Origin of the sequence: Capnocytophaga stomatis (assembly GCF_002302635.1) — a bacterium.
In the GTDB taxonomy this organism is placed as follows: Bacteria; Bacteroidota; Bacteroidia; order Flavobacteriales; family Flavobacteriaceae; genus Capnocytophaga; species Capnocytophaga stomatis.
On sequence record NZ_CP022387.1, the window covers coordinates 2,618,537 to 2,631,114 of the forward strand.

Genomic DNA, 12,578 nt, shown 5'->3' on the forward strand with positions numbered 1-12,578 from the left:
GAAATCGAAAAGCAAAACTCTTGTAAGACTTCAGGTTTTCCTTCGTGAGGATTGAATTTCACTTCTGCCCCGTCTATTACAAAAAGTTGCGGTGGATTCGTTCGTATTCTTTTGTGGCGTTTTCAAAGGCTTTTTCATCTTCTCTAAGACTTTCCAATACATACTCTGATACACTTCTTCATCCAAAAACTCCTTCAAAGGTTTTCAATTCAGGTAATTCTTCTTGTTTTTCTTTGTCTAAACTTCCCCGTAGGACTCTGTTTTTTTAATGATTATGGTAAATTATCGGTGCTTATTTTATAGAAAATCTCTCCATTGGCTTTAAGTTGATTTTCAGTGGTAATAGCTTCTTCAAAACTTCTTTTTTTCTTTACAAAATACTCAATAAGATTGTCTAACTCTTTGTCAGACAGTTTTTTCTTATTACGTATATCTTTCACTTTTATCATTTGTAAATCAAAATTGGACGATACAAACCAAATAGACTGCTCCGTGGCTTGTGTGAGGGTTAATTTTTGAGTTTGCCGTTTTTTTGGAGGATACAACTTATTGTTTCTAACCCATTTATAATAACTTTTTTGTAAAGATTTTCTTACTTTTCGTGTATTGAAATATTCAGGATTTTCTCCTGTTTTTTCTTCGGTAGAAGTTCCATCATCTTCTAAAAAAGATTTTTTTTCAGGTCTTTCATTTTTTTTGTTGCTGTACCTGTAGTCTACTTGTCGTTTGGTAATATCCGCAAGAAAATCGCGAACCGTATTAATTTCTTCTTCTGAAAGTAACAAAAAATGAGTTCCGCCAATCCAATTCGCTTTTTTAATTTGTACTGAGGCAGGGAAAAGTGTATAAAGTTCTGTACCTGCCAGAGGCTTTGCAAATGCAGTGTTAGGAACATATTGAGGCGGAAGATTTTGCAAAGACATCCACGCTGGATTGATTTTACTTCGGGACATTCCCGATGCTACGAATGATTTTTGTAGTTCATCTACCATATTTTGGGCATCGGATTGAATTTCTTCAATGAAAGAAGTAATTGAAGAAATTAATAAATCCTGTGACATTTGCTCTTTTTTCTTGGGGAAAACAATCCATCCTTGCCACATACTTCGTTTAGGAAAATCTAAACTATAAATATTTTCACCGCGTTCCACAAACAGGTTTTCTGTTCGAAGTTGTTGAGAATTTACCAAAAAGTCTTTTTTCTGTTTAATAATTTCTTGGGAGGAACGTGTGATAATGTCTTGAACTTGTAAAATAAAATTATTAAACTTGTTTCCGGTATCTGAAAATAGCTGATATCCCAACACACGAGCATTTGAAGCAATAATGTTCTCAACTAAATATTTGTCTATTTGTTCTTTTTCATTTCCACTTTCACCAAGCGTTATGATAAGATTATTTTCTTTACTATATTTTGACAACATTTGTGAGGCTCTCAAAGTAGCTGTCCAAGATTGTGCATTGGATAAAGGAATATCCTTTTTACTATCAGCTAATCTTTCCAATTCTTTTAAAGTCAAGTCAACATCTTTGGAAAGAGGGAATTCCAATAAAGTGTTGTTTTGCATTCCAAATCCCACAACAATACCTATTTGATAGAGGTATTCTTTTTTATTAGGTAATTGATTTTTAAGTTGATTGATGGCAACAACCAATTGTTCAAAATTAGCAATTACATTTGACTGATTTTCAAAAGCAAAAACAATATTAATACGTTTTAAATCTGTTTTTAGTTTTTTGAACCGCCCATAAGTAATGGAATTTCCCGAAATACCATACACGTAATTGTGGCTATTGTCTATCACGTTGATGGGTACATATGTGTTAATATCAACCATTTCTCCACCTTGCTTCAAAGAGGTAATAGGATTGAGTTCTGTAAAAGTGTCTCCTGTTTCAAAAGTAAAAGTACTATCCTGCTCAATAACTTTTTTAGATTTATCTGTCAATGAAATTTTTTCAATAGATATTTCGGAGAGTTTGCTATAAAACGATGTTCCGTACGGAGTTATAAAGGAAGAGGAAGTCCACCCAGAAATAACATTTTTGGTATTTTCTGGATTAATTTGTGATTTTACGAAAACCAAACTTTTACTACGGTCATTATTTTTTTTGTACAAGTACACCAAGGAATGCAGTGCTATTTTTTTGATGGGGTTTAATAACTCTGGTTCTTTATAAAGTATCAAAGAATCTTTTGATAAAAAATTCTCTGCTTGAGATAGGGGATTTCCATTTTTTATCATTGTTATCATTTTGTAAGTTCTTCCTGAGGCAATATCAGTTAAAGCCTGCGAAGATAATAGCAGATTGTCTTGATGTATCCAACCATAATATTCAATCTGTTTTCTGTTTTTTAAAGAATTATTTTCAATAATATCAGGAGCATATTTTATTACCCTTAGAAACTCTCCTTTTTTTCCAATAACCAAAAAGGCTTCCAAGTAAGAGGCTTTTTTCAAGACCACTTTTCCGCCTGGATTGTAATGTGTAGGATTGTCATCGCGATCAGAGAACACTATCCAAGGCGTTCTTTTTCCTAAAGTTCGTTTTACTTCTTGATCACAACAAAAGTTTTGAGTATAGATTTTAGGTGTTTTTTTTGCACGTGTCAATGGTGTTATAGGAGAACATCCTGTTATACTTGCTGTTATGATGAAAAAAAGAATATAAAAAAGAGGCTTCATTGGTTATTTGTTTTCAGAAGTTAATGAATTTTGTTTCACTAAAATACGTTTTACACAATTAGAGTTCTTGTCAGGTTCTATAACCACTTCATTGATGGTGGTAGTGGATTGACTTCCAAGTATTTTCAAGCTATAACAATATGAATAAAAATCATTTTGTTTGCTTGCATTAACGATCACAATTTGATTAGGTTCATTACAGAGGTACTTACTCAAAATGTAATTATAATTTTCATTAAAAGAACCTCCATCAATAATGCTTTGCAAACGTTCTTGAATGTCTTTGGCGATAAGAGAAAGCACATCAGAGGTATCTGATTCGCTATATTCAGGTAAAATTTCAATATGATGGATGATAGGAAAAGTCGTGTCTTCTGAGGTTAATCGAATTTCATAAACACCAGGTAATTTGTAGAAGTAAGTAGGATTTTTCTCATAAGAATCAATATCTCCTGTTTCACCAAATTCCCAACGCCATTCTTTGGAGTACCCGTCAGCAAAAAAAGAAATATATTCATTCTGAATTGCTGTTTGTGGAGCAATGATTTTTATGGTACGAAAATCTGTAACTCGCCTACTTTCTTTAACCGTGATGATATAACGTTGCTCAAGGGTATTGTTAATTTTTAGACGTACTTGGTATCTTCCTGCTTGTGGAAACACATAACTTCCACTTTTTTCTTTGGAAAAATCACCATTACCAAATTCCCAAAGAACCTCTTTGGCATTGGCCGTACTATCTATGAATCGGATGGGGTCTCCCAGCTCCACTTCTTTTGGAGAAACCCACGCTCGGATATCAGTTTTAATAATTGTTTTAGGACGCAGTAACCAAACTGCTCCGATAATGCTACCAACAACAATCAATATGATAATTGACCAGCGAGTAAAAATTTTATTCATATGCTATTGTGAGGTTAAATTATTTCTTCTACTTTCTGTATTTGATCGACAGCGTTCTAGGTCAGATTTAAATTTTTCAATATTTTGTTGAATATTCCAAAGTCTATCCCTATCAGCCATTCGAAATTCATAGAAAGTAGCTACTTGATCGAAAATTTTGTAGCGAACATCCCATTTTTGTTGAGTATATACATTACGTACCTCTCCTATAAGAAAATTTAATTCGCGTTTTTCATATGCTGCCTTTAATTCTGGATTTATTTGTGATATTTTTTTATCAATTTGCTGTATTTTTTCCATTTGTGAATTTTGAATTTTTTTAAAATCATTTATCCGTTGGATTTGCTCCAATACAGCTTTTTTCCCTTCCAACGCCTTATAACTATTGTTTGAGAAAAATAGAATATATCCAGACAGAGTCGTGGTGGTGCAAAAAAGTATTAATACATAGAAAAAACCAATGTTTTTCTCCCGAGAGTTTGTAGTTTTGTTAGTTTCGTTTAGGATTTCCATATCATTTGTGATTTCTTTTTAACATTCATTTATTGCGGTCATACGTCAATCTTCCTACTTGTACCTTGCGGGTTACCGTTTTATTTTCTTCGGTACACCGGATAACATCATCTTTATAAACATTTTCTGTTTGTTTCAAAGAGTTGATAGAGTCACGAGTACGCAAAAATTTATCCATTTCTTGGATTATGTAACTGTGTACCTGTACATCACTACTGGGAGTTTTTAGCAATGTATTAGAAATCTGTAATTTCTTTGAGGCAATATCATTCATTAAAAACGGAATGTTATTCTCTTGTACCAAATCCAATTTCTGGTAGGTTTCAAAAATTCTATCAAAATCATCACTTAGCGAAACCTGCTGATTAAAAATGTCTATGCTTTCTTTTCCCAAGGCTTGTATTTTGCTAATCTCTACCGAAGCGGTTTTGAAAAAAACAAAAAGACAAATTAAGGTGGTACACACTAAAAACACCATATATTTGGTGAATTTCAAATGTGAAACAAAGACTTCTTTGCGATTTAATGCTTTCATAGATAAGTAACATTTATTGTAATCTTGTTGAAAAACCTAAAATAGAGTTTCCCCCTTGTTCAGAAGCTAATGAAAAGGTGGTTTCTTGTTCATTACCTCTAATTTGTAAGTCCAATTGCGCATCAGCAGGGATAAATAAGTCTAAAAGAGAGCGAAATTGTTTTCTGATAGAACTTTCAGGGTAAATCAATTCCTTGTATTTTGAGGGAAGCCCTGATATACAAACAGAAACTGAAGGGTATGTACTTGCAAAAGACCCTCCAATAAATGAAGTTTCACCTAAGGGTTCTGTCCCAAGTTTCCACTGATAAGAGGTACTGATATTTTGTGTCTTGATTGTATTTTCAAGAGTTACATCACATTCCAAAAAGAAAGACAAAATATGTGCTATCTGCTCCCCAGAGGTAATCCGGTAACTTTGTGATAGAAAGTTTAGTACAAAAAGAGCCTTCTCTAAAGGAATTTCCTTTAAAAATTCCCAATCGTGGACGAATAAGTTTATAAAATCAGAATGTAAATGTGGCTTCTCCAACCGTCGTTCATACAGCTGTGTAGTGATGAACATTCTGTCAATATGAAATTCAAAAGGTTTGAAAAAAAAACGAGCGTTTTTCTCTTCTTGCCTCCCAATTTCAATAGATTTAAGTATACGATCTTTTAATTGTTTTTTGTTTGAAAAGTTAGTTACATTGCTGTGAAACAATCCTTTGGGAAGGGAGTCGTATAAATCTCTTCGGTGGGTGTGGATGGCGTAGTAGGTGTCATTTTCTGTGTCTTCATACGTGATGCTATCCACTTCTTTATATGCTCCCCGTAAAGCTTTTCCTTTGCGTATAATTCGGATTTTATCTTTTTCGATGCCCTTTTCCACCATTACAGAAGCAAAAACCTCTGCTTTGTAATTCGTGTAAAGTGTATTTTTTGAGAGAAAATTTTGAATCTCGACATTCTTATTACTCATAAATGAAAGTATTAGTATTAATCAACTGTCCAACGATTATTCTCTGTATTGGATTGTATCTGGCGTTCTGAAATAACAATCCCTTCTTTGTGCTGCCCAACAAATTCTAACTGAGAAAGCATAATTAACAATTCTCCCATAGTTTGTAACATTCCATCAATAACAAACATCGAAAGATTGATTCTGTTATGATTGTATTTATTATCGTGAATATCTTTTAGCATTTGTTCAAACGTAGCTGGTAAAATTCCGTTCCATTCGTGAAAGTATTTTAAAACTTCTTCTTTATCTTTTTTGGAGAGGAAGAAAAGTCCTGTGAGAATTGCTCCTGCGAAAGAACTTAACATTTCTGTTACCTGAAAAGGAGACAGATTGGACATCATATTTTTCCACGAAAAATTGATGGAAGACAAATGACGAAGCATTTCTTTGCAAAGAATAAACAAACTTTTTGTAATGGAGGTTTGGTTGGGTTGTGTTTGTATTTTTATAAGAATTTTTTTTAATGATTCTTCAATCAAAAACAATGCGTTAGAGAATGAAAGCATATAATCTTTTAGAGATTCGTGTGCATTCATCGTCAAGGAGGGCGGGATGTAATTTCCGTCCAATTCATATCCAGCAGTTGTCTTTTTTAGTACTCCAATCACAACGCTGAATTGAGCGTGCTCCACTTGCTCTTGATAGGGTAATACTCCTAATTGAAAAAGAGTTTTAACATATGGAAAACGTAACGGGAGTTCATTAGCATCAGGCACACCTGTCGGAACTCTTTGAAAAGGAAATACACTAAGAACAATATCCCATTTTTGTTCTGACCTTTCTTGTGATTTTTCTATGATATAGTTTAAATTGTCATTATTTGTTTCATCTATCAACAAGGGATATCCACCAGGGCAAATTCCTGAATAACTATTCAGAGAAATATGTGTTGTATTTCCTAAGTTACGGACTCGAATGTCTGTGTACGAGGCATTGCTTTTAGGTAAAATTCCATAAAAGTGATTGTAAGAAAGAGAGATGGTTTTTAAAAGACGTTCCAAAAGAAAATTTTCTGTCGCAATAAAATGCGAAGAAGAAACATTCATTCCTTGTGTCCAATTAATAGGCAAATAAGAGAAGTTTTCCATAATATAAAATAAGACTTTAGTGAGCAAAAATAAAAATAATTTATAGAGAAAACAATGTTTTTACAAATTTTATTTTTGTAAAGAAAATCATTCGTTTTTTTACAGATATTATTATATATTTGCCAGATAAATAATTGAGTTATGTTCAATAACGAAGCAAAAAAGAATTATCAAATTCCATTAAATTTCAAGCCCTTTTTCGATGAAAAGGAAGGAAGTCTTGAAAAATGTTCCGAGATAGAATCGGTTGACCAACATATAGACCTCTTGATAATTACTTACCAAGGTGAGCATATTTTTGATAAAAACTATGGAACAGCTATATGGGAACTTGATTTTGAGCATATTCGTTCAGTTGAAGTTTGGAAAGAAGATTTTTCTAAATATTTGTCCAACGCTATTTCACAATATGAACCACGTATATCCATTACAGATTTTCAATTGGAAATATCGGAGTTGGTGGAAGAAGATACAATGTTTGGAAACGTTAATGTTCGTAAACGGGCTGATATTATCATAGAAGCCACTTTGAAAAGTAATGAGAGGTTTTGCCGGTTTCATTATCAGTTATTTTTAAGCCCATTATCTAAAAATTAGTTTATGAGTAATCACAGAGAAAAAAAGGAGGAATTAAAAGAGAAAATGATTCGTACGGCTTTGCATTTTTGGAACATCAAGAATGTAGATAATTTAGACCCTTTGGTACGACTTCTTATTGAAGCACTCTCTGAACAGTTGTATCTACTTTCCAACGAGATGTTAGATTTGGAAAATAGGGTAATGCAACGTCTTAGTGAAGTATTACTCCCAGAATCTGTTTCCAAGGCTAAACCTGCACACGCAATCGCCTACATAGAACCTAAATGGGAAGATACCGAAACCAATACAGAAAAAGGCTTTTTCTCAAAAATACCTTTTTTGGGGAGTGAGGACCAACATCAATATACGTTCTTTCCTGTCTGTAAAACTCTTTTGTATCAAGGAGGAATAAAAAAAGTTATCTTTAATGGAGATGTCTATGAAATTCAAAAAGATTTAACCAAAAGAATGATTTATACAACTCCTTCTGAGAAAAAGGAGAACAAAATTTGGATAGGGCTTACTTTTGATAATCCAGTACGAGATATGAATAACTTATCTTTCTTTGTTAACTTTCCAAATACTATCAAAAAAGATGAGTATTTAAAAGCACTTCAATATGCACAATGGAGATATAAAGGGGAAAAATTACATATGAAAAATGGGATTTACTTAAAAAATCAACAAGTAGTAGGTGAAAATACTTTAGATTATTTTTTTGAAAATCAAGAATTTAGTGTTCGTATGGATTCTCAAGCCTTGGAATACTACGCCCCACATTATTTTACGATAGAACAATCTCTTGGAGTATATAAAGAAGACTATTCTTATATGCCTATTTCTGATAACATTGGGATTGAACAAGAAAACATTTCAAAAGACGCCACTGAAAAACTACTATGGTTGGAAATCATTTTTCCAGAGCAGTTTAATTATGAAATACTTGAAAATATTCAAATAACCATTAATGCTGTTCCTGTAGCTAATAAACGTTTGCATAGCATACAAAAAAACACCTATAAAGATTGGGGGATTATTCCTTTAGAAATGGGTGTTGGAGAATCATTTTTAGGAATGCTTTCAGTGTATGACGATAAAAATCAACTTTATACTCGTTCACACGGATTTAAAATTGAAAACGCTCAAAACACATATACACTTCGACAAGGAGGAAGTGAATCCTTTGATAACCGAAATGCACACGATTTTTTAGTGCGATTGGAAAACTTACTTGAAGACGAAGGAAGTTTTTTCATAATGGGTAAAAAGAATGAAGATGCTACCATAAATCTAATAAAAAGTGCGATAAAACAAATTCATCTTCAAACATCTTCTATGGAGAAAAATAACAATGCAGAACATTTGCATTATATTTTTTTGGATGAGGCTTATCAAACGAATTTTTTTGTAAAATATTGGACTACCTTGGGGAATTTGGCTAATGGAATACGAGTAAACACCCCACTGTCACCTCAAACTCTTGGAGAACACAATTATATTGAACATTCATTTTTAGTAACTCCCTCTGTGGGAGGAACTACAACTCCGTCAGAGAGAGAACGTATCGCCCAATTTAAATATCTTTTAAACGGAAGAGGGCGTATTGTTACCAATCACGATATAAAAACATTTTGTTTGGCAGAATTTCCTGATTTAATTGCAGATGTTCGAATCCAACACGGAGTAAGTATAGGTGCATTACCACAACAAGGACTCATACGTACCATTGATGTTCATCTTATGCCTATTTCTACCATTGAAGATAAATCGTCTGTGATAGAACATCTTCATAAGCAATTAATAAAATATTCTCCTATGACTTTTTACTATCGAGTTTTTATAGATTAATATATCATCTATTCAATAAAATAATTTAAAATGAATACATTTTTACAAAAACTAATCACATCACAACTTATTATACCTATAGTTACTTTTTTAATTGCCATTGTTATGATGGTTGTTGCCAAGAAACAGCAATTATTAAGTGATAAAAAAGCCGTTTTATATATCCTTTTGACAGGTGTAATGTTTAGTTCTTTGGGAGTTTTAGGATATTTACAAGTAGATTTTATGCCCTATGGATACATAGGTCTTCAAATCTTTTATCTGATATTGGGATATTTTAATTATCAACTATTATTTGTTTACTTCAAAAACTTAAAGAGAGATTTTTTTGGAAGAGTAGCATTGATATTGCTCATACAAATTATTCTTAGCGGTTCCATTTTTTCTTTTTTGTTTAATTTGGTAAACGACTTCAAATATGGAGTTTGGGCAAGTACCTGTCTACTTTCTCTGTTGGTTCTTCCCCTTTTTGTACATACTGTAAGTACATATTTAAAAATTCCTGTTGAAATCTATAAAATGAAAATATACAATCCAAATCAGAAAGGAGTTCTCATTCCTCCTATAGGAAATGAAGGATTATTGGTTTATGAAATAGAAATTTATAAAAACTCTCACGATAGTGAACCTACTCGCTTGAAAGCAAAATCAACAAAAGATATGATTTTTGGAGATTGGTTTGAGCTTATTCTATCAGATTATAACGGCAGAAAATTTTCTGCTCCCATTGAGTATTATGATACAGAGAATCCTTATGGGTGGATTTTCTATACCAAGCCTTCTTTTTTCTTACCACGTAAATATATTGACCCAGATTTGTCTTTTAGAGAAAATAAATTATCTGAAAAACACGTTATAGTGTCTAAGCGAGTTCGTAAAAAAGAAGAAGTCGAAGAAACTCTTTTGTAGGTGTTTTTTTAACACCTACAAAAATATTTACACTTCCCAGATTAATTCTCCATCGACCAATTTTCCTTTAAGTGATTGTCCTTTTTTTAATTCTCCTAAGAGAATCATTTTTGATATAGGTCTTCTGAGATAGTTACGGATGGTTCCTGCCACCTGACGAGCTCCATATTTAGGGACAAAACCTTTAAAAGCAAGCATTTTTTTTGCTTCATCTGTGAGTTCAATATCCATATCTTGTGCTTGTAACAGTTTACGGAATCCTTTAAATTGGATTTCAAAAATTTTCAGTAACATTTCTTCTTTAATAGGCGAGAAAGGCACTATCTCGGACAGACGAGCCAAAAATTCAGGACGAAAGTAACTTGCCATTATTTCCATCATCTGTATGGTTGTTGGTAGCCTTCCTTCTGTCATTTCTTTAGCTATCCACTCGCTCCCTACATTTGAAGTGAAAATAACAATAGCGTTGGAAAAATCTCCTTCTTTTCCTAATCGGTCGTGAAGTTTTCCCTCGTCCATTATTTGAAGAAAAATATCATATACCGAAGAATGAGCTTTTTCTATTTCGTCAAAAAGAACTACTGAATAAGGTTGTTGCCTGATTTTATTAACCAAAAGCCCTCCCTCTTCGTACCCCACATATCCGGGAGGAGCTCCATAAAGTAGTGCCGCTGAGTGCTCTTCTTTAAATTCAGACATATCAAAACGAATCATTGCTTTTTCATCATTAAACAATGCTTCGGCTAAGGACTTTGTAAGCTCAGTTTTTCCTGTTCCTGTCGGACCTAAAAAGAAAAAAGAACCAATGGGTTGTCCTTGTTTATTCATTCCACTTCGGGATTCCAATATAGCATCAACCAACGATTTAATAGCGTGGTTTTGACCCACTACTCTTTTTTGCAATTGATTCTCCATATTGAGTAGTTTTTCCTTTTCTCCTTCTTGAATTTTCCCCACAGGAATATTTGTTTTAGCTGCTACCACGCACGCAAGGTGTTCTTCTTCTACTTGTTTTATTGGATTTTTGGTAAAATAGAGCAACCTATCAGCCATCTGATTTAGGGTGTCAAAAATAACAGTAGCAGGAGTGTTTTCATCTAATTTGGCTTCTTGGGTAATATACCCTTGCATTATAGGGTTTAGATGTGAAGGAAAATCCTTCCAAAGTGATGATATTTCATCAAGAAACTCTTCCTCAGAAAGTTCGGTTCGTTTTTCTTCTAAAACACTCAGTTTGTTTAACAGTAAAAGATGGTCTGAAACAGCTGTTTCATTGGTCATTTTTACTGCCGACATAGTTCTATCAAGTAAATCAATAGCGGAATCGGGTAATCGACGGTCTTTAACATAGCGTTTTGCCATTAAGACACATTTTGTCAAGGCTTCATCACTTACTTCCAACTGGTGAAAATCCCTATATTTTTCACGTACAAATTGTACCATTGAAGTGGCACTATCAGTGGAGGGTTCTTCAATTTGAAGCACTTCAAACCGGCGACTGAAAGCGTGGTCAGGTTCAATAAGTTTTCGATATTCGTCAATCGTTGTTGCTCCGATAACAGTCAGGTTTCCCTTAGAAAGTTCAGGTTTTAATATATTCGCAGCTCCTGCGTTGCCCTGTTTGGGGTCTAATAGTGTGTGTATTTCATCAATAAATAAAATCACTCTATCTATTTGGCGGAGTTCTTTGATGATGTTTTTAAGTCGGTCTTCAATCTCTCCTTTGTAGGTTGCTCCTGCAATTAAAGCTCCATTATCAAGCTCCCAAATAGTAGTGCCAGCCAAAAATGAAGGAACTTTTTCATTGATAATATCATAAGCGAGCCCCTCTACCATTGCCGTTTTACCTACTCCCGAATCTCCTATAATCATTACATTGGGTTTGCTATGCCTACCTAATATTTCCAACATTTGCCGATTTTCTTTATTTCGACAAACAATTGGAAAAATTTTATTCTCACGCACTAAAGAGGTTTTATCTATACAATATTTTAAAAGATTGGTAAGAGGTTTACTTGCTTTTCCACTTATTTCTTGCCCTTCTGCTTGATGTAGTGAGTGTAACTGTAGATTGTCGCCTTGGAGGAAAAAATCTAAAATTTCTTTTTCTCGTATTGGAAATGACTTTAATTGATCAGTGGAAAAACCTACCTCAGGCTTGGCTATAGCTCCTAAGGTACAGATAGGGTTTATCTGTAATAAACCTAATTTGAGTCGTATATTATCGGCTTCTTCAAAAACTTTGTGGATTTTTTCATTCGGTTCTATCTCAGTGACTCCTGCAAATTTTTCACAATCTTCTATACGAATCTCAGCCCATTCTTCCAAAAACGAAGCGTCTTTTCCTAATGCAGTGACAAAACTCCCTATTCCTACCTCTTTGTGAAGAAGAGCTTTTAGTAAATGAGCTGGAGTATAATGTTTATTACCAAACTCACGAGCGATTGATTTAGCTATTTTGATAGCTGATTGAACGGATTCATCTAAGTTTAAAAATTCCATATTTTTTTATA

10 protein-coding genes are annotated in these 12,578 nt (G+C 33.4%); 3 read left to right on the forward strand and 7 right to left on the reverse strand.

Annotated features, from left to right (window positions below):
• Positions 1–272: 272 nt before the first annotated feature.
• Genes tssR through tssK form a run of 6 tightly spaced genes read right to left on the reverse strand, consistent with a single transcriptional unit; the run spans position 273 to position 6,729 of the window.
• Complete coding sequence (tssR, locus tag CGC58_RS11635; protein ID WP_095896864.1) at positions 273–2,687, reverse strand: type VI secretion system protein TssR domain-containing protein; 2,415 nt, start codon at positions 2,685–2,687, stop codon at positions 273–275.
• Positions 2,688–2,690: 3 nt separating this feature from the next.
• Positions 2,691–3,590, reverse strand: coding sequence for a PKD domain-containing protein (locus CGC58_RS11640; protein WP_095896865.1), 900 nt, complete (start codon positions 3,588–3,590; stop codon positions 2,691–2,693).
• Between the two features lie 3 nt (positions 3,591–3,593).
• Positions 3,594–4,103, reverse strand: coding sequence for a type VI secretion system transmembrane protein TssO (locus CGC58_RS11645; protein WP_095896866.1), 510 nt, complete (start codon positions 4,101–4,103; stop codon positions 3,594–3,596).
• A gap of 25 nt (positions 4,104–4,128) precedes the next feature.
• On the reverse strand, positions 4,129–4,638 hold the full coding sequence (tssO, locus tag CGC58_RS11650) for a type VI secretion system TssO (protein WP_095896867.1): 510 nt from the start codon (positions 4,636–4,638) through the stop codon (positions 4,129–4,131).
• A 13-nt stretch (positions 4,639–4,651) separates the two neighbouring features.
• The gene (locus CGC58_RS11655; protein ID WP_095896868.1) at positions 4,652–5,599 is read right to left on the reverse strand and encodes a type VI secretion system baseplate subunit TssG; all 948 of its coding nucleotides are present in this window, start codon (positions 5,597–5,599) and stop codon (positions 4,652–4,654) included.
• 17 nt (positions 5,600–5,616) lie between these two features.
• Complete coding sequence (tssK, locus tag CGC58_RS11660; RefSeq protein ID WP_095896869.1) at positions 5,617–6,729, reverse strand: type VI secretion system baseplate subunit TssK; 1,113 nt, start codon at positions 6,727–6,729, stop codon at positions 5,617–5,619.
• 141 nt (positions 6,730–6,870) lie between these two features.
• On the opposite strand from tssK, the gene CGC58_RS11665 reads away from it, so the two are divergent.
• The 3 genes from CGC58_RS11665 to CGC58_RS11675 are packed head-to-tail and all read left to right on the forward strand — an operon-like array spanning position 6,871 to position 10,065.
• On the forward strand, positions 6,871–7,326 hold the full coding sequence (locus CGC58_RS11665) for a GPW/gp25 family protein (RefSeq protein ID WP_095896870.1): 456 nt from the start codon (positions 6,871–6,873) through the stop codon (positions 7,324–7,326).
• 3 nt (positions 7,327–7,329) lie between these two features.
• Positions 7,330–9,156 (forward strand): type VI secretion system baseplate subunit TssF, encoded by a 1,827-nt coding sequence (locus CGC58_RS11670; protein WP_095896871.1) that lies wholly within the window; start codon positions 7,330–7,332, stop codon positions 9,154–9,156.
• 30 nt (positions 9,157–9,186) lie between these two features.
• A complete protein-coding gene (locus tag CGC58_RS11675; protein WP_095896872.1) occupies positions 9,187–10,065 on the forward strand; it encodes a TssN family type VI secretion system protein in 879 nt (292 codons plus the stop codon).
• A gap of 27 nt (positions 10,066–10,092) precedes the next feature.
• On the opposite strand, the gene CGC58_RS11680 is transcribed toward CGC58_RS11675, so the two are convergent.
• The gene (locus tag CGC58_RS11680; RefSeq protein WP_095896873.1) at positions 10,093–12,567 is read right to left on the reverse strand and encodes an ATP-dependent Clp protease ATP-binding subunit; all 2,475 of its coding nucleotides are present in this window, start codon (positions 12,565–12,567) and stop codon (positions 10,093–10,095) included.
• Between the last annotated feature and the right edge of the window lie 11 nt (positions 12,568–12,578).

Bases quoted from the DNA above. Each gene is read 5' to 3' on its own strand.
- tssR (WP_095896864.1), bottom strand. From the start codon at position 2,687: ATGAAGCCTCTTTTTTATATTCTTTTTTTCATCATAACAGCAAGTATA.
- CGC58_RS11640 (WP_095896865.1), bottom strand. From the start codon at position 3,590: ATGAATAAAATTTTTACTCGCTGGTCAATTATCATATTGATTGTTGTT.
- CGC58_RS11645 (WP_095896866.1), bottom strand. From the start codon at position 4,103: ATGGAAATCCTAAACGAAACTAACAAAACTACAAACTCTCGGGAGAAA.
- tssO (WP_095896867.1), bottom strand. From the start codon at position 4,638: ATGAAAGCATTAAATCGCAAAGAAGTCTTTGTTTCACATTTGAAATTC.
- CGC58_RS11655 (WP_095896868.1), bottom strand. From the start codon at position 5,599: ATGAGTAATAAGAATGTCGAGATTCAAAATTTTCTCTCAAAAAATACA.
- tssK (WP_095896869.1), bottom strand. From the start codon at position 6,729: ATGGAAAACTTCTCTTATTTGCCTATTAATTGGACACAAGGAATGAAT.
- CGC58_RS11665 (WP_095896870.1), top strand. From the start codon at position 6,871: ATGTTCAATAACGAAGCAAAAAAGAATTATCAAATTCCATTAAATTTC.
- CGC58_RS11670 (WP_095896871.1), top strand. From the start codon at position 7,330: ATGAGTAATCACAGAGAAAAAAAGGAGGAATTAAAAGAGAAAATGATT.
- CGC58_RS11675 (WP_095896872.1), top strand. From the start codon at position 9,187: ATGAATACATTTTTACAAAAACTAATCACATCACAACTTATTATACCT.
- CGC58_RS11680 (WP_095896873.1), bottom strand. From the start codon at position 12,567: ATGGAATTTTTAAACTTAGATGAATCCGTTCAATCAGCTATCAAAATA.